This is a genomic window from Rhizobium sp. WYCCWR 11128, from assembly GCF_013416305.1.
In the GTDB taxonomy this organism is placed as follows: Bacteria; Pseudomonadota; Alphaproteobacteria; order Rhizobiales; family Rhizobiaceae; genus Rhizobium; species Rhizobium indicum.
The window spans coordinates 13,248-31,444 of record NZ_JACCEZ010000011.1 but is presented as its reverse complement, the minus strand read 5'-3'; the positions used below and the strand labels follow the sequence as shown (position 1 = coordinate 31,444).

Genomic DNA, 18,197 nt, shown 5'->3' with positions numbered 1-18,197 from the left:
TTACTGATTCCGTCGCCTGCCCTGCAGCAGGTCGAGAACGGAGTTTGCCGCCTCAAGAACGTTCGTTCCCGGGCCGAACACGGCTGCAACGCCGTGTTCATGCAGGAATTCGTAGTCCTGCCGCGGGATGACGCCGCCGCAGACGACAATGATATCACCACCGCCCTGTTCCCTCAGCCTGTCGATCAGTTGTGGCAGTAGCGTCCTGTGACCGGCCGCCAGCGACGAGACGCCGACGACGTTGACCTTTTCGCTGAGTGCGACACCGGCGGCTTCCTCCGGTGTCTGGAAAAGGGGACCGGCGAGTACGTCGAAGCCGATATCGCCGAAGGCCGAGGCGATCACCTTGGCGCCTCGGTCGTGCCCGTCCTGACCGAGCTTGGCGACCATGATCTTCGGCCGGTGCCCCATGGCTTCCGTCACCTCCGTCATGCGAGTCTTGAGCACGGCGAGCTCCGGCTCATTTTCATACGCTTGGCCATAGACGCCCTTGATCACCACAGGCGTGGCGGCATGATCGCCGAAGGCATCGCGCATGACATCCGATATCTCGCCGACCGTGGCGCGGGCCCGCGCCGCCGCGATGGCGGCTTCCAGCAGGTTGCCCTTGCCGCTCTGTGCGATCTCCGCCAGGGACGCCAGCGTCTCGCGCACGGCTTTGCCATCGCGCCGCCGCTTGGTCTCCTCGATACGTCTGATTTGCGCTTTGCGCACCGCGCTATTGTCGATCTCCAGAATGTCGATCGGCTGTTCGTTGTCGAGCCTGTAGCGGTTGACGCCGACGATGACCTCCTCGCCCTTGTCGACGGCTGCCTGGCGGCGCGCGGCCGCTTCCTCGATCAGCCGTTTCGGTAGGCCGTCCTTGACGGCCTTCGTCATGCCGCCAAGTGCTTCCACCTCCTCGATCAGCGCCCAGGCTTTGTCGGCAAGCTCCTTCGTCAGGCTCTCGACGTAATAGGAACCTGCCAGCGGATCGACCACCTTGGTGACACCGGTTTCGTGGCTCAGGATCAGCTGCGTGTTGCGGGCGATGCGGGCGGAAAATTCGGTCGGCAGTGCGATCGCCTCGTCGAAGGAATTGGTATGCAGCGACTGGGTGCCGCCGAGCACGGCGGACATCGCTTCGAAAGCGGTGCGGATGATGTTGTTATAGGGGTCCTGTTCCTGCAGCGAGACGCCGGAGGTCTGGCAATGGGTGCGCAGCATTAGCGAGGAAGCCTTCTTCGGCTGGAACTCCTCCATGATGCGGGTCCAGAGCAGGCGGGCGGCGCGAAGTTTGGCCGCCTCCATGAAGAAGTTCATGCCGATCGCGAAGAAGAAGGAGAGCCTTCCAGCGAAATCATCGACATTGAGGCCCTTGGCAATCGCTGCCCTGACATATTCGCGACCGTCGGCCAGCGTGAAGGCAAGTTCTTGCACCAGCGTCGCGCCCGCCTCCTGCATGTGATAGCCCGAGATCGAAATCGAGTTGAATTTCGGCATCTCCCTTGCGGTATACTCGATGATGTCGGCAACGATCCGCATCGATGGTTCCGGTGGATAGATATAGGTGTTGCGGACCATGAACTCCTTGAGGATGTCATTCTGGATGGTGCCAGAAAGGTCGGCTCGTGGAACGCCCTGCTCCTCGCCGGCCACGATGAAGGAGGCAAGGATCGGGATGACGGCGCCGTTCATGGTCATCGACACCGACATTTCGCCGAGTGGAATGCCGTCGAACAGGATCTTCATGTCCTCGACGCTGTCGATTGCCACACCCGCCTTGCCGACATCGCCCTCGACGCGCGGATGATCGCTGTCATAACCGCGGTGGGTGGCAAGATCGAAGGCGACCGACAGGCCCTTCTGGCCGGCGGCGAGATTGCGGCGATAAAAGGCGTTCGATTCTTCTGCCGTGGAGAAGCCGGCATATTGGCGGATCGTCCAAGGCCGGCCGGCATACATCGTCGCGCGGGGGCCGCGGGTGAAAGGCGAAAAGCCGGGAAGCGAACCAAGGTGCCCGGCGCTGTCGAGATCCTCGGCCGTATAGAGCGGCTTGACGGCAATGCCTTCCGGCGTCTGCCAGGTGAGCTTCTCGGGCGAGATGCGCAGTTCCTTTTGCGCAAGTTCCACCCAATCCGACAGCGTCTTCTTCGTCATGCGTTTCCTCCGGCTTTTTTCATCCCCACCCTACCATTTCACAGGCTCCTCGTGCGATAGAGCCCGAACAGGATGATTTTAGGCCGAGCTGGCCCAAAATCTGAATCCTGTTCTACATTATATAGTTAGAGCATGATGTCGTCCGAAAACCGCTCACACTTTTCGGTATCATGCTTTTGGATAATTAATGCGGCAAATCCTTGATTTCTATTGCCGACTTTGGGACCCGCCTCATGAAGACAATGCAGATCTATGCCTTCGACATGAACTGCGTCGGGCACATCAACCACGGTCTGTGGACGCATCCGCGCGACCGCTCAGCGCACTATACCGATCTCGACTACTGGACGGAGTTTGCCAAGACCGCGGAACGCGGCAAGCTGGACGGCATCTTCCTGGCCGACATCGTCGGTGTCTACGATGTCTACAGGGGTAGCCCGTCGCCGGTGATCGAGACGGGCGCGCAGATCCCGGTCAATGATCCGATGATCCCGATTTCGGCGATGGCCTATGTCACGAAACATCTGGGTTTCGGCGTGACCGTCAACACCACCTACGAGCCACCCTTCCTGCTGGCACGGCGCATGTCGACGCTCGATCATCTGACCAAGGGACGGATCGGCTGGAACATCGTCACCGGCTATCTCGATAGTGCCGCCCGCAGCATGGGTTTCGACAAGCTGCCGGAACATGATGCGCGTTACGACGCAGCCGAAGAATATCTCGAAATTCTCTACAAGCTCTGGGAAGGGAGTTGGGACGACGATGCGGTGGTGCGCGACAAGGCGGGCGGCGTCTATGCGGATCCCTCCAAAGTGCGCTCTGTCCGTCACGACGGCAAATATTACCGGATGGAAGGCATCCATCTTTCCGAGCCCTCGCCGCAGCGCACGCCCGTGCTCTTCCAGGCCGGCGCCTCGGCACGCGGGCAGGATTTCGCCGCACGCCACGCCGAATGCGTCTTCATTGCCGGGCCGAATCCCAAGGCGGCCAAGCCGACCGTCGATGCGCTGCGGGCGAAGGCGACGGAATTCGGCCGCGGCGCCGACGCATTGAAGATCCTCAGCCTGATCACCGTCGTCGTCGGGCGGACGGAGAAGGAAGCACGGGACAAGCTGGAGGACTATCGCCGCCATGCGAGCGTCGAGGCTTCGCTTGCGCATTACTCCGCTTCGACAGGCATCGACTTTTCGAAGTATGGATTGGACGACGTCATCGACCAGAGCTCGACCAACGCCAATCAATCGGCACTTGCGGCCATCACGAAACAGGCGCCAAAGCCGGTGACGCTGCGTGACATCATCGACCAGATGGTGCTCGGCAGCCGGATGAAGCCGATAGTGGGTTCGCCGGAACAGATCGCCGATCATCTCGCGACATGGATAAAAGAGGGTGGCATCGACGGCTTCAATCTGGCGCGAACAGTGGCGCCGGAAAGCCTGCGCGATTTCGTCGACCTGGTGGTGCCGGTGCTGCAGGAGCGCGGCGTCTTCAAGGCGGACTATGCTGCAGGACCCTTGCGGCAGAAGCTTTTCGGCGGCGGGAACGGCAGGTTGCCCGCCGCTCACCCCGCCGCCAGGTTCCGGCGCTGACCTATCGATGGTCCAGCTTGGCCACCAGCCGGTCGCCAAGCCACTGGATGCCGCAGACGAGCACGATGAGGACGGCCACCACCGCGATCATCACACTGGTTTCGAAACGCTGATAGCCGTAGCGGATGGCGAGATCGCCGAGGCCGCCGGCGCCGATCGCGCCCGCCATGGCCGAGGCGCCGATCAGCGTCACCAGCGTGACGGTGAAACCGGCGACGATGCCTGGCAGCGCTTCAGGCACCAGCACCTCGCGGATGATCGTCCAGCGATTGCCGCCCATGGCGCGCACGGCGTCGATCAGCCCGCGGTCGACCTCGCGCAGCGATACTTCGGCGATACGGGCGTAATAGGGCGTTGCGGCGATGGCGAGCGGCACGATGGCCGCCCAGGTGCCGAGCGCGGTGCCGACGATCAGCCGCGTCAGCGGGATCAGCGCCACCAGCAGGATGATGAAAGGCACTGAGCGAAAGCCGTTGATGACTGCGCCGAGCACGCGATTGATCCAGAGGTTTTCGGCGATGCCACCGCGCGCCGTCGCGACCAGTGCAAGGCCGAGTGGCAGGCCGGCGACGAGCGAGATCAATCCCGAGGCGAGGGTCATCAGGATCGTCTCCCAAAGGGAGCGAATAAGCAGTTCAAGCATGATCGGTGTCATAACCAAGCACCTCCACCCGGGCGGACCGGGCCGTCAGGAATTTTTCGACCTTTCCGGCAAGCGCGGGGTCGCGTGCGGGAACGGCGATGAAGAACCGCGCCACCGGCTGGTTCTGGATATGGTCGATGCCGCCATGGACGAGGCGGAAGCAATGCGGCAATGCCGCCGAGAGTTCGGCAAACAGCGCGCCCTGCGCCTGCGGCCCGGCGAGATCGACGCTGAGAATGACCTCCCTGCCGGCCGTCGCCGACAGCCGACCGGCGATATGTTCAGGAAGCTGCGGGCGGATGCCGCCGAGCAGGCTCCCGGTGATATCAGCCTGCGGATTGGCGAAGACCGACCAGACCTGCCCTTCCTCGACGATCCGCCCGGCATCGATGACCGCGACGCGATCGGCAATGCCGCGGACCACTTCCATCTCGTGGGTGATGAGCAGAATGGTCAGTCCGAGCTTACGGTTGATGTCTTTCAGCAATGCCAGGATCGACCGGGTCGTTTCCGGATCGAGCGCCGATGTCGCCTCGTCGGACAACAGCAGTGCCGGGCGTGCCGCCAGCGCCCGGGCGATGCCGACGCGTTGTTTCTGGCCGCCGGACAGCGATGCGGGATAAGCCTTCGCCTTGTCTGCAAGGCCGACGAGTTCGAGCAGCTCATGCGCTCGTTTCAGGCGCTCGCCCTTTGCAAGACCCTCGATCTTCAGGGGCAGCGCGACGTTTTCCTCGACGGTTTTGGCAGAAAGCAGATTGAAATGCTGAAAGATCATGCCGATGCGGCGGCGCAGCGGCTGCAGGTCCTGTTCTGAAAGTCCGGTGATGTCTCGGCCTTCGATGAGGATCTCGCCGCTATCGGCGCGCTCCAGGCCGTTCAGGCAGCGGATCAGCGTCGATTTGCCGGCGCCGCTGCGGCCGATGATGCCAAGGATCTCGCCTCTCTTCACCGTCAGCGAAATGCCGTCGAGGGCTGCAGTGGTTCCGAACCGTCGCTTCACGTCGGTCAGTCTCACCACCTCTTCGGAAGCCGCCGCTTGAGACTGTGCCTCGATCGCCGTGGTGGAAACAAGGGAATTCATGTGGTTTTCCTTACAAATACTGAAGGCGGTCCGGGCAGAGAACGCCCGGACCGCCTCTCGGCAGGCCTTAACCCCAGCCCTGCCTCGGATCAATAGGCGCTGAGACCCGTTCCCTTATAGACCTTTTCGAACTCGGCCTTCACGGTGTCGTTCTGATAAGAAGAAACAAGCGTCTTGACCCATTCGGCATCCTTGTTGTCGTCCTTGACGGCGATGAAGTTGCGGTACGGATTGTCGGCGATCGGCTCTTGGGCAATGCGTTCGGCCGGCGAAAGACCGCTCTTCAGCGCCCAGTCGGTGTTGACGATACCGGCATCCAGATCGTCGATCGAACGGCCGACGATGCCGGCGTCGAGTTCCTTGATCTCGATCTTCTTTGGATTGTCGGTGACGTCGGCGACGGTGGCGAGAATACCGGTGCCGTCCTTCAGTTTGATCAGGCCTTCGCTCTGGAGAACGCGCAGTGCGCGGCCTTCGTTCGAGGGATCGTTCGGCACGCCGATGACGGCACCTTCCGGGATCTCGGCGACGGACTTGTATTTCTTGGTGTAAAGGCCGATCGGCCAGACCCCGGTATAACCGACGCGAACGATGTGATAGCCGTGCTGCTGGATCTGGTTGTCGAGATAGGGCTGGTGCTGGAAAGCGTTGGCATCGATTTCGCCGCGCTCCAGCGCTTCATTCGGCTGGGTGTAATCGTTGAAGATGACGGTCTCGATCTTGAGACCTTTCTTGCCCGCCTCGCTCGTGACGACACGCCACACATCCTCATCCTCGCCGGCCATGATGCCGACCTTGATCGACTTGTCCTCGGCAAAGGAAGGGTGGGGTGCTGCAAAGGCGAAGAGCGCGGCAGCGGAAACGACCACGGCGGCAAGAGCCGCGCGGCGCGAAAGGTGGAAGCCGTGAAGATTTTTGTTCTTGGTCATTGTATATCCCGTCTGACTGAATGAGGCCGAACGCCCCGAGCAGGCTGATCATGGCAAATGGGCGGATCGCGAGCGAAGCACGAATGTCTGATGTGGAGGGAGGGCCGGAAAAACTCTTGCCCTGCCATCGATATCGGCAGGATAAATTTCCATCAATTTTGTGGATTAATTGCGGCTCGTGAGCATGTTGCAAAAATGAAAACGGCGCCTCCGTGGCGCCGTTTCAAGCCTATCCCGACGCTCTTCACTCGGCAGCGATAAGTGCCCGACTCCGGCCGGGAAAGAAGGCCTCGAGCTCGCCGATGACTTCCCCGATCCGCTTGGAAAGTGGATCGGATGAGACGCGGTAATCGGTGAAGTCGCGGTCGGATGCATAAACCGCGGTCGGCAGCGTGTGAGACATGAAAAAACCGAAGAGCGGCCGGAGCTGGTGCTCGACCATCAGCGCATGGCGGTCACCGCCGCCGGTCGCAGTGATGATGATTGGCTTGGCGCGCAGCTCATGCGGGTCGATCAGGTCGATCAGATGCTTGAAGAGACCGGGATAGCTGCCCTTGTAGGTCGGCGCTCCGATGACCAGCACATCGGCATTGACGATGTCGTCGATGACTTCCCTGGCGCGACTGTCGAGATCGTCACGGCGCAGCGCCTGGCCAAGCGAGGGGCCGACATCGGTCAGATCGTAGATGGTGTTGTCGAAGCCGTATTTCTCACCGGCGAGACCGGCAACGTTTTCAACAAGTGCAAATGTCTTCGAGGGGCGGTTGAAGCTACCCGCAAGGCCGACCAATTTGTGAGCAGACATGCCATTTCCTTCCAATATCGTGCCGAGACCGACGTCATTATTGGGACGAATATTATCTATAAAAATAGTGGATTAAAGGAATGGTGATCCCTCTTCCCCATAGGAGGAGAAAAATACGTTCGGGCCTATGGGCGAAGGCGACGTGCGAAACTGCATGATGAACCGGGCCGGAGTGTCGGTGACATTCCGGCTCCATCGATTGTCCATAAGCGATGTCGCGTCAAACTGGTTTCTGCTTGGGAATACGCGGCAGGAAGACCGTGAGGAGACCGAGCAGCGGCAGGTAGGAGCAGATGCGGTAGACGAAATCGATGCCATGGGTGTCGGCGAAACTGCCGAGCAGGGCTGCACCAAGCCCCCCTGCCCCGAATGCGAAGCCGAAGAAGACCCCGGCAATCAGCCCGACGCGCCCGGGCACCAGTTCTTGCGCGAAGACGACGATTGCAGAGAAGGCCGAAGCGAAGATCAGGCCGATGACGACGCTGAGCACACCCGTCCAGAAGAGGTTGGCATAGGGAAGCAGGAGCGCGAAGGGAATGACGCCGAGGATCGAGAACCAGATGACGAAACGCGCGCCGAAGCGGTCACCGATCGGCCCGCCGAGGAAGGTGCCGACGGCGACCGAACCGAGGAACAGGAAGAGCATCAGCTGTGCCTGCTGCACGCTGAGGGCAAACTTGTCGATGACATAGAAGGTGAAGTAGCTCGATACGCTGGCCATGTAGACATTCTTCGTTGCCGTCAGCAGCACGAGGATGAGCAGCGCCCAGACGACCCTGTTCTGCGGCAGCGGCAGGGTCCGGCTTATTGCCGGCTTGCTGGCATTCTGGCGCCTGTGGCTGATGTACCAGTTGCCGACCCAGCTCAGCACGACCATGCCGACCATGGCGATGGCGGCGAACCATGAGACGCTGTGCTGACCGAGCGGCAGCACGATGAAGGCGGCAAGCAGCGGGCCGATCGCCTGGCCGGCATTGCCACCAACCTGGAAGAAGGATTGCGCGAAACCGTGGCGGCCGCCAGAGGCAAGACGGGCAACACGCGAAGATTCCGGGTGGAAGACCGCCGAGCCGAAGCCGATCAGGCTTGCGGCAACCAGCAGCAGGGTGAAACTGCCGGCATTGCCGAGCAGAATGAGGCCGCAAAAGGTACTCGCCATACCGACCGGCAGCGAATAGGGCATCGGCCAGCGGTCGGTGACGATGCCGACGAGCGGCTGCAGCAGCGAAGCCGTGACCTGGAAAGTCATAGTGAGGAGACCGATCTGCACGAAATCGAGATCGTAGTTCGCCTTGAACAGCGGATAAAGCGAGGCGAGCAGCGACTGCATGATGTCGTTCAGCATGTGGCAGAAGCTGACCGCCATGAGGATAGACATCGTCGTCTTTTCGAAACGAGGCGGGCTCTCGGCAACGGTTGCCATCAATACTTCTCCTGCACAGGCACGGCCGGTGCCATGCCACGTCGCTTTTGTTCGATGGATTTTCGGGCGATCGGGGCTGGGAAGACTCTCGTGCGACGGTCGCTGAACTGCATTTAGCGTAAGCCGGGACGCAATTACAGCCCAGTTTTATCCGTATTGGTACGGCTTTTGTTCGATTTGCGCTTCCGCCGAGTGATTTCTGCGTGATTTCACGTCTTTCCGGGCGAGGGCTTTCATATCACAGTCAGCAGCGATGATCACATATCCAGTGGGCTATGTGAAAACAACCATGGAAAAGCCATGCAGGGGATACTACAGCTGCACCGATTGAAAATGCGATCGAGGCTGAAAACACACGATGAATGTCAAGACAGCGAATGCGATAGACAGCTATGTCGGAGCGCGCATTAGATTGCGCCGGCAGTTGCTCGGGATGAGCCAGGAACGGCTTGCCGAGCAGATCGGCGTGACCTTTCAGCAGGTTCAGAAATACGAGAAGGGCATCAACCGCATCGGCGCGAGCCGGCTGCAGCGGATCGCCGAGGTGCTACACACGTCGCCGAGCTTCTTCTTCGAACAGGAGAATTCCGAGCCGTTGACGCTGCAAGGGCTGGATCTATCCGCGAATATGGACCCGGTCGCTGAATTCCTGCGAACGAAAGAGGGATTGGTGCTCAATCGCGCCTTTCTAAAGATCGCCGACAGCAATATCCGCGAAACGGTCATCGCGCTGGTGAAGGCGATGGCGCAGGCGGAAAGTCGAGGTCTGACATTGGGAGCCTCCGTAGCGGATATCACCCTTCCGCTCGGAGAATAGGCGGGTATCGCAGCGTTGCGCCTGGCGAGCCGACCGGCCAATCAATGGCATTTCCCGAAAGGGTCTGCTTGCGATTTGGCATTTGCCGGATCGCTATCTGAGGGACGGCGCCGAGCTGGGCGCTGAATTCTCCGCCTATCGCCTGGATCTTGCGCTGGGCGCTCTGCTGCAGGACCGCGACAGAAGCGCCGTGTCCCCTCCCCCAGGCAGATATCAGGACGGTTCTCTGCCACGGCGGCACTGAACAGCTACTGACTGTCCAGGTGCTTGCCCACTGCGGACCCATTGCGGACGTACTTCAAAGAGCCGTGCACGCTCGATATCTCGCTTCCGAAGTATCCGATCGGCTATGATGCCGGTTGTGCAGCCTTGCTCTTGCGATTCGGTCAGTGAATGCGCGATTGCCACGCTGGACAGCGGCACCGGGCGGCCTGTTCAAGCCTTTGAAAAAGATTGGACAACCTCGCGGTAGGGTCTTGTTAACCCTATTTGCCTTGCCACCCCTCCAGAATCGGCGCTAAATGCGGTTTCACAGCGCCCAGGGCTTTTAAATCGCATTTTCGAGATTTCCATGAATATGGCACCGCAGATAGAAAAAGCAATTTCTGATGTCGACCAGCTGATTATTGGCCAGGCGCAGGAACTGTCCGATAAGCTGAAGCAGCATCGGCTCGAGATGTTTCCGCCGCGTGCATTGAAGGGTTTGAGGGAATTTCAGCTTGCCGAGGCGGCGCGTTTCCTCGGTGTCACCAGCGGCTATCTTCGCAACCTGTCGCTGGAAGGCAAAGGCGCCCTTCCCCAGGTCACGCCGTCGGGCCGTCGATCCTATACGGCGGAGCAAATGGAAGAGATGCGCAGCTTCCTGGAGCACAATGCCCGCGCCGGAACGCATTATATGCGTCATCGCCGCGGCAACGAACATCTGCAGGTCGTTGCCGTCGTCAACTTCAAAGGTGGCAGCGGCAAGACGACGAGTGCAGCACACCTTGCCCAGCATCTTGCCTTGACGGGTCACCGTGTCCTTGCCGTCGACCTCGATCCGCAGGCCTCTCTCTCCGCCATCCACGGTTTTCAGCCGGAGTTCGACGTCGACGAAAATGAGACGCTCTACGCCGCCATTCGTTATGACGATCAGCGGCGTCCGCTGAGAGAGATCATCCGTCCGACGAATTTCCCGAACCTTCATCTGGTGCCGGGCAATCTCGAACTGATGGAATTCGAGCACGATACGCCGCGCGTCCTTGCTCAGGGCAAGGCGGGCGACTATGGACGCGTCTTCTTCGCGCGGCTGGACGAGGCGCTGTCCTCCGTCGCCGACGATTACGACGTCGTCATCATCGACTGCCCTCCCCAGCTCGGCTTTTTGACCATGAGCGCCATTTGCGGGGCAACGGCAGTTCTGATCACCGTACATCCTCAGATGCTCGACGTCATGTCGATGTGCCAATTCCTGCAGATGCTCGGCGAGGTGCTGAACACGCTGAAAGGTGCCGGCGGCAACATGAACCTCGACTGGTTGCGTTATCTCGTCACCCGCTACGATCCGCAGGACGGGCCGCAGACGCAAATGGTCGCCTTCATGCGTTCGATGTTCAAGAACCATGTGCTCACCAATCCGATGTTGCGCAGCGTCGCGATCTCCGATGCGGCGATGACCAATCAGACGCTTTACGAGGTCGAACGGAACCAGTTTACCCGCGCGACCTATGACCGCGCGATGGAGGCGATGGATTCCGTCAACACCGAGATCGCCGATCTCATCCACAAGGCTTGGGGGCGGAAATGACCGAGAAGTTTACTGCGGTAAACTGGGGCGAGGAGCTGGCTGATGGCGCGTAAGAATCTCCTCTCCGGCCTGATGGACGATTCCAAGAAGTTTACTGCGGTAAACAATGAGGACGAACCACTCCACAGGGACGAGAAGCAGCAGCTCACCTATAAGGGGATCGGCGCTCTCGGTGCCGTGACACGCAGTATCGATGCGCTGGCTGCCAAGGCCGATGCGGCCAAAGCGATCGAGGAGAAGCTGGCGACCGGTGAAACGGTGATTGATCTCGACCCTGCCCTGATCGAAGATTCTTTCGTGACCGACCGGCTGGCGCATACCGACGAACAGTTTCGCGAATTGGTCGAGGCGATCCGGTTGCGCGGTCAGGATTCGCCGATCCTCGTCCGGCCGCATCCTGAGAAGGACGGCCGATATCAGATCGCCTTCGGCCACCGTCGCGCCCGGGCCGCCAAGGAACTCGGCCGACCTGTCCGCGCCGTGGTCAAGAAACTCGACGATCGCGACCATGTCATTGCGCAGGGCCAGGAGAATTCGGCGCGCGCCGATCTCTCCTTCATCGAGAGGACGATGTTTGCCGACAAACTCGACACGTTGGGCTTCGACAGGGAAACGATCATGTCCGCGCTCAGCGCCGACAAGACGACAGTTTCCAAGATGCTGTCCGTCACCAAGCGGATTCCAGCCGAAGTCCTGACCGCGATCGGTGCGGCCAAGACCACCGGCCGTGATCGGTGGCACGATCTGTCCGTGAAATTCGAGGCCGAAAACATCGCCGCACGAGCGATAGAGTTCACCAGATCGGCGGAATTCGAGACGGTGGAGCCGGATGCCCGATTTGATATGCTGGTTGCCTTCATCAGCAGGAGGCAACAACAGGCCTCATCCATAGCGGCGCTTCAGCCCGCCGCTCACGCCTGGCAGCGCAAGGACGGCGCGGTCAAGGCGAAGATCAAGGATGACGGGAAACAGTTCACCATCGCGTTGAAGGCGGAGAAGGCGTCTGCCTTTGGAGCCTACATCGCCAGCAATCTGGATCGCCTCTACGAGGCGTTCGAGAGGACACAGGATTTGACCAAGAACGGAGATCAATAAGCAAAAGAAAAGGCCCCCGAACGTTGCCGTCGCGGAAGCCCTCTCTGATCTAGACACCCAGAGAATCACATTTCCGCGAATCATAGTCAAGAGTCTTTGGCACCGAATTTGGTGAGCCGTGATCTTTTGCCTTGAAGAAGGCGAAGAAAATGGAAAGCGGAAGTGTGACGACGCCCTTCGGGCGGCGGCCGATGACGTTTGGCATGTTAGCAAGCCAGGCGGCTGCTCGAGAAATCGAGCCTGGCCAATCTATCGACAAGTGGAAACTCTATCGTGCCCTGTGCGAGGCCAAGCCGCTGCTCGGCATCACCGACCGGGCGCTCGCTATCCTGAACGCCTTGCTGAGCTTTTATCCCAAGGGAGAGCTCTCTGAGGAAAACGGGCTCGTGGTGTTCCCTTCCAATGCACAGCTCTCGCTGCGCGCGCATGGAATGGCGGAGCAGACGATCCGTCGTCACCTGGCGAGCCTGATCGAGGCCGGGCTGCTGATCCGCAAGGACAGCCCGAACGGCAAGCGCTACGCCCGCAAGGAGCAGGGGGGGGAGATCCGCGAGGCATTCGGTTTTTCACTGGCGCCGCTGCTGGTGCGCGCTGAGGAGATCGAGCGGTTGGCGGCGGAGGTGGTTGCGGAACGGTTGCACCTGCAGCGGCTCAGAGAACGCCTGACGCTTTGCCGGCGCGATGTCGCCAAGCTCATCGAGATGGCATTGGAGGAGGGCGCCGCAGGCGATTGGAGCCGGATTCATCTGCATTTTCGCGATGTCGTCGAGCGGCTGCCACGGTCGCCTTCCGCCGAACAGGTCGCCGCAGCACTCGACGAATTGGAGCTGCTGCGTGAAGAAATCACCAATCAGTTGGAAATGCAGGTTAAAACTCAAAATCATAGCGGCAATGCCCAACATTATGAGCGGCACATACAGAATTCAAATCCACAATCCATTACTGAACTTGAACCAGCTTCCGAAATGAAGCAGGGCGCAACGACGGACGATCGATCGGCGGGTCGGGCCGAACCGACAGTCCGAATACAGAAAGATGAAGAGGAGAACGGGCGTGTGCCGGCCACAAGTTCTGCCCCCGCTGCCAACGCCGCGCTCAAATCCTTCCCACTGGGGCTGGTGCTGCAGGCCTGCCCGGAAATCGCAGCCTATGGACCGCAGGGCTCGGTCGGCACATGGCGCGAGCTGATGGCCGCGGCTGTGGTCGTTCGTTCGATGCTGGGCGTCAGCCCATCGGCCTATGAGCAGGCCTGCGACATCATGGGACCTGAAAATGCGGCCACCGTCATGGCCTGCGTCCTCGAAAGGGCAGGGCACATCACCTCCGCCGGCGGTTACCTGCGCGATCTGACACGACGCGCCGAGAAAGGGGAATTCGCCATCGGACCGATGCTGATGGCCCTTGCCCGCACCAATTCGCCGATAAGTCGGAAGACAGGATGAAATTCGCTTCGTGGTCTTCCTGGCGCAAATTGTTATGGTTAACGAAGCGTGACAGAAACGAAGGCCAAGATAACTTCTGATTGGAAGCTTCTCACTGTCAGATCAGAGGGTTAGGAGTTTGACGAAAACCTGCGAGACGAAGGGGCACTCGCAAGTGGGTGGGCGACCACGTCGGTTGATGGAGAAAACACCACGTCCTGACAGTTGACGCGAAACGTTTTTTGACGATACGGCAAGGCGATAGCACAAATGGCGGATGATTGCCGGTGGAGCGGAAGAACTGCGGAACATGGGTTTGAAACGGGCGGTGGACTTTTTCTTGGCTTTGATTGCGGCGGCGATCCTGCTCGTTCCAATCCTTGTCGTCGCTCTTTGTGTTCGCCTTACCTCGCCGGGACCGATCCTCTATTGGTCAAAACGTGTCGGCCGTTTCAATCAGATCTTCCTGATGCCGAAATTTCGCAGCATGCGCGTCGACACACCGACGGTTGCCACGCATCTGCTCGAAGATCCGGATCGCTTTCTGACACCGATCGGTTCGTTTCTGCGCAAATCCAGCCTCGACGAACTGCCGCAGCTCTGGTGCATTCTCGAGGGAAAGATGAGTTTCGTCGGCCCGCGGCCGGCACTCTACAATCAATATGATCTGATAGAGTTGCGGACGGCCCATGGTGTCGACAAGCTCCTGCCCGGACTGACGGGATGGGCGCAGATCAATGGCCGGGACGAATTGCCGATTCCGGAGAAGGTAAAATTCGATGTCGAATATCTCGAACGCCGCTCGTTCGGCTTCGACATAAGCATCCTGTTTATGACGGCCGAGAAGGTCATCCGCCGCAAGGGAATAAGGCATTAAGCTACCTACTTCTGATAGATAAGCGGGGCGGGGGACCTTACTTTCCGATTATTTCAGTTGCGCTCGTTGCAGAAAATGACAAGAAGGTGGTTGTCTGATTGATCCGCGAGACGCTGGTAAGCAATGCCCGAAAATACCCCCACTGAGACGCCGCGCTCAGGATGGTTCTTAATGCCGATGCAAGCGCTCGTCGCCCCTCTGCTGGCGATGCCGCGGGTTGCCAAACGCGCTCTGGCCTTGCTGCTGGATTCCAGCTTTTGTGTTCTGACGATCTGGCTGGCCTATTGTTTCCGCCTGAACGAATGGACGGTGCTGACAGGTGTGCAGTGGCTGCCGGTCTTCGTTTCACTGTGCATGGCCCTTCCCATCTTCATCGTCATGGGCATGTATCGGGCGATCTTCCGTTATGCCAATATGGCTGCTTTCATTACTGTTCTGAAGGCGATTGCGATCTACGGCGTCGCGTTCATGACGATATTTACAGCACTCAGCGTCCCCGGTGTTCCGAGAACCGTCGGCATCCTCCAGCCCTTCCTTCTGTTGATTGCGATCGGGCTGTCGAGGTTGAGTATCCGCTACTGGCTCGGGGATGCCTACCAGCGCATCCTTCACAAGAATATGCTCGCCAAGGTGCTGATCTATGGGGCAGGGACGGCCGGGCGGCAATTGGCCGGTGCCTTGATCAACAGTGCCGAACTCAATGTCGTCGGCTATCTGGATGATGATCCGCGTCTCAAGGGCGGCGTCATGGGTGGTTTGCCGATCTACGACCCCTCGGATCTTCCGGTGCTTGCCGAATCTCTCGGCGTGCACAACGTGCTTCTTGCTCTTCCCTCCGCATCGCGGCAGCGTCGCAACGAAATCCTGGAGCACATCCGTAAAGCCAGGGTCAATGTTCGTACGTTGCCGGATCTCACTGCCCTGGCTCAGGGACGCATCGCCGTCTCCGACATCCGAGAGCTGGAGATCGAAGATCTGCTGGGAAGAGAAGCGGTCGCGCCGCGCCAGGAGCTACTCGACAAGTCGATGCGCAACAAGGTGGTGATGGTCACCGGTGCTGGTGGCTCGATCGGCGGCGAGTTATGTCGTCAGATTTTGCGCACCGGGCCTTCCAGCCTCATCCTCATCGATCAGAACGAGTTTGCGCTTTATAATATCCATGCCGAATTGCAGAAGCTGGCCGAACTGTACAAACACGAAAATATGCAGATCGTCCCGATCCTCTGTTCCGTCCGCGATCAGGATCGCATGGAACATGTCATGCAGAGCTGGCGACCTCAGACGCTCTATCATGCAGCCGCTTACAAGCATGTTCCCCTTGTCGAACACAATGCCGTGGAAGGCATCAAGAACAATGTGATGGGTACGCTGGTCGCGGCACGCGCGGCGAATAAATGCGGCGTCTCGAATTTCGTGCTGATCAGCACAGACAAAGCCGTGCGTCCGACAAATGTGATGGGCGCCAGCAAGAGGCTGGCGGAGATGGTTCTGCAGGCGCTTGCGGCGGAATCGGCGACCGACAGAATGCGAACGAATTTCTCCATGGTCCGTTTCGGAAACGTCCTCGGCTCCTCCGGATCCGTCGTGCCGCTTTTCCGGCAGCAGATCAAGGACGGCGGCCCGGTGACGCTGACACATCCTGATATAACTCGTTATTTCATGACCATTTCGGAGGCTTCTCAACTCGTCATACAGGCCGGCGCGATGGCCGAGGGCGGAGATGTCTTCCTGCTCGACATGGGAGAGCCGGTTCGCATCGCCGATCTCGCCCGCAAGATGGTCGAGCTTTCCGGGCTGGCCGTCCGTGACGAAGACAATCCCGAAGGCGATATCGAGCTGTCCGTTACCGGCCTTCGGCCCGGCGAGAAGCTCTTTGAAGAACTGTTGATCGGGGATAATCCAGAAACAACCGAACATCCTCGGATTATGAAGGCGCGCGAGGATTTCCTGTCCTGGCCCGAGTTGTCGAGAAGGCTCAACGCGCTCAACGCGGTGTTGGACCGGAACGATATGATCGCTGCACGTGCGACATTGGCGGAGCTTGTTTCCGGCTATTCGTCAACGGGTGAGGTCTCGGATCTGGCTTTCACCGGCGCCGAGCCAATACGGCTGCCTCAGACAATTCAAAGCACGCTGTAGCGTCTGCAGGCTCAAGGGGTGCCGGACGTCAGCTCCGAACGACTGGTGCAAAGCCCGTGCTGCCGCGATCCGCACAAATAAGGGCAACCATGTAGGCGAAGATCGGATCCAAAGCTTTCTGATTGAACATGATGCCAAAGCTGCCTGTTATGACGTAGCTGCTGACAAGTAGAAGAGCGAGCGCGATCGCTAAATCCCGGCCCGGTCCCGCTTCTTTTCTCCACGCGCCGATCACGGGCGTCAGCAGCATCAGCGAAAGCGCTGCAATGCCGAAAACGCCGGCGTCGATTCCCGCGGTCAGAAAGCCGTTATGGACATGCGAGTAAGGCAGTTGCGGCCTTATATTATCGGGAAGCTCTGCCAAAACCGAAGCCATCCGGTTTTGCGGGCCATAACCCGTCAACGGGTCCTTACTAATTGCCGATAGTGCGCCTTTGTACAAGGCGAACCGGGCACTCAGCGACGTGATCTCGCCGTCGGTGCGTTCGAGCGATGTCAGATTTTCCTGAAGCGCCTGGATGCGATGGAGGATCTGGCCGCTGCCCAGGGTGATAAGTCCCGCCAACAGCAAGGAGCTGGTAATAGCCAGGCTGCGCAAACTCAGATGGAAGCTGTGTTTGCGAAAATACCAGAGAAAGATGACGATATGGACGGGAATGACCAGCCAGGCCGAGCGCGTTCCGGAAAGCAGAACGCAGCCTAGACCCGCGGCATATCCCAGTATCGCAATTCTTTGCTCCACGCTTCTGGGAGATTGAATGTTGAGAAGCGCAATGCCGCCGAACAGAATGCCTATCACGCCGAGGAGTGCAGCGTTCGACGTTCCAGCCTCTGCCCTGTCCATCAGAAACATGATCTGCAGAAGGCTGAAAAGAAAGGTGACGATCATGCCGATGCCTGCGCCGAGGATAAAGAGCGGCACGAGACGACCATCGGGAGATTGCCGCATCCGCGGCAATATCAGCCAGATGGAAAAGAAAGGCAGGAGCCGGAATATCCAGTCCGGTACTTCGGAGTAGGGCGGATTGATGAAGATGCTGGCGATCATCACCAGCGGGTAGATCGACATGCCAATGGCAACCAGCCGGTCGGATTTCGAGAGGTTCAAGACGAGGCGGCCCGTCGCCAGACAGTAGATGCCCCACACCATCGACGCGAGGAGGATGAAGGAGTTAAAGTTCGGCGAAAGCCCTGGAAGGATTGCAAAGAGAAAGACGGCAATGCGGTTGTTTCGGTCGAGTGCGCTTCCGGCCTCGTCCCCCGGATAAAGCACTGCCATCTTGAGTTGTCTGAAATAATTCACGTTGCCGGTCCTGACCGTGTCGATGCTGCCTCGCTAAGGATCGTGATCACAGCTGTCAAGCTGTGATCACGGTGCAATCTATGGCTTCATTCGACGTGGTATTCCGGCAACAGGCGTCTGGCCAGACTTGGTTCTGTTCGATGATGG

The 18,197-nt window shown here is 59.3% G+C and carries 14 protein-coding genes; 7 read left to right on the top strand and 7 right to left on the bottom strand.

Features of this window, described 5'->3' with window-relative positions:
- On the bottom strand, positions 1-2,139 hold the full coding sequence (gene scpA / locus HX898_RS26620; protein ID WP_180196254.1) for a methylmalonyl-CoA mutase: 2,139 nt from the start codon (positions 2,137-2,139) through the stop codon (positions 1-3).
- A gap of 233 nt (positions 2,140-2,372) precedes the next feature.
- Here scpA and HX898_RS26615 point away from each other — a divergent pair, with 233 nt between their 5' ends.
- Positions 2,373-3,731 carry an LLM class flavin-dependent oxidoreductase gene (locus HX898_RS26615; RefSeq protein ID WP_180196253.1) on the top strand — a complete coding sequence of 453 codons (1,359 nt, stop codon included), beginning with the start codon at positions 2,373-2,375 and terminating at the stop codon, positions 3,729-3,731.
- Position 3,732: 1 nt separating this feature from the next.
- Here the strand turns inward: HX898_RS26615 and HX898_RS26610 are convergent, their stop codons facing one another.
- The 5 genes from HX898_RS26610 to HX898_RS26590 all read right to left on the bottom strand — a co-directional run bounded on the left by HX898_RS26610 (position 3,733) and on the right by HX898_RS26590 (position 8,612).
- A complete protein-coding gene (locus HX898_RS26610) occupies positions 3,733-4,386 on the bottom strand; it encodes a methionine ABC transporter permease (protein ID WP_180196252.1) in 654 nt (217 codons plus the stop codon).
- Positions 4,367-5,455, bottom strand: a complete 1,089-nt coding sequence (locus HX898_RS26605; RefSeq protein ID WP_138333948.1) for a methionine ABC transporter ATP-binding protein — start codon at positions 5,453-5,455, stop codon at positions 4,367-4,369. Before HX898_RS26605 ends, HX898_RS26610 begins: the two co-directional genes overlap by 20 nt.
- Before the next feature lie 89 nt (positions 5,456-5,544).
- A complete protein-coding gene (locus HX898_RS26600) occupies positions 5,545-6,384 on the bottom strand; it encodes a MetQ/NlpA family lipoprotein (RefSeq protein ID WP_180196251.1) in 840 nt (279 codons plus the stop codon).
- Positions 6,385-6,628: 244 nt separating this feature from the next.
- The gene (msuE, locus tag HX898_RS26595; RefSeq protein ID WP_138389986.1) at positions 6,629-7,189 is read right to left on the bottom strand and encodes an FMN reductase; all 561 of its coding nucleotides are present in this window, start codon (positions 7,187-7,189) and stop codon (positions 6,629-6,631) included.
- A 220-nt stretch (positions 7,190-7,409) separates the two neighbouring features.
- Entirely contained in the window at positions 7,410-8,612 is a 1,203-nt protein-coding gene (locus tag HX898_RS26590; RefSeq protein ID WP_138333943.1) for an MFS transporter, read from the bottom strand.
- Between the two features lie 358 nt (positions 8,613-8,970).
- Between HX898_RS26590 and HX898_RS26585 the strand changes: the two genes are divergently transcribed.
- The 6 genes from HX898_RS26585 (at position 8,971) to HX898_RS26560 (ending at position 16,747) form a co-directional block, all read left to right on the top strand.
- The gene (locus HX898_RS26585; protein WP_062941828.1) at positions 8,971-9,429 is read left to right on the top strand and encodes a helix-turn-helix transcriptional regulator; all 459 of its coding nucleotides are present in this window, start codon (positions 8,971-8,973) and stop codon (positions 9,427-9,429) included.
- 571 nt (positions 9,430-10,000) lie between these two features.
- Positions 10,001-11,215, top strand: a complete 1,215-nt coding sequence (gene repA / locus HX898_RS26580) for a plasmid partitioning protein RepA (RefSeq protein ID WP_062941826.1) — start codon at positions 10,001-10,003, stop codon at positions 11,213-11,215.
- Between the two features lie 42 nt (positions 11,216-11,257).
- The gene (gene repB / locus HX898_RS26575; RefSeq protein ID WP_180196250.1) at positions 11,258-12,310 is read left to right on the top strand and encodes a plasmid partitioning protein RepB; all 1,053 of its coding nucleotides are present in this window, start codon (positions 11,258-11,260) and stop codon (positions 12,308-12,310) included.
- A 149-nt stretch (positions 12,311-12,459) separates the two neighbouring features.
- The gene (gene repC, locus HX898_RS26570; RefSeq protein WP_180196333.1) at positions 12,460-13,752 is read left to right on the top strand and encodes a plasmid replication protein RepC; all 1,293 of its coding nucleotides are present in this window, start codon (positions 12,460-12,462) and stop codon (positions 13,750-13,752) included.
- A gap of 289 nt (positions 13,753-14,041) precedes the next feature.
- A complete protein-coding gene (locus tag HX898_RS26565; protein ID WP_062941905.1) occupies positions 14,042-14,608 on the top strand; it encodes a sugar transferase in 567 nt (188 codons plus the stop codon).
- A 123-nt stretch (positions 14,609-14,731) separates the two neighbouring features.
- Positions 14,732-16,747: a nucleoside-diphosphate sugar epimerase/dehydratase gene (locus HX898_RS26560; protein ID WP_129416949.1), complete on the top strand. Its 2,016-nt coding sequence runs from the start codon at positions 14,732-14,734 to the stop codon at positions 16,745-16,747.
- A 28-nt stretch (positions 16,748-16,775) separates the two neighbouring features.
- Here the strand turns inward: HX898_RS26560 and HX898_RS26555 are convergent, their stop codons facing one another.
- Complete coding sequence (locus HX898_RS26555) at positions 16,776-18,050, bottom strand: O-antigen ligase family protein (protein WP_138389991.1); 1,275 nt, start codon at positions 18,048-18,050, stop codon at positions 16,776-16,778.
- Positions 18,051-18,197 lie beyond the last annotated feature (147 nt).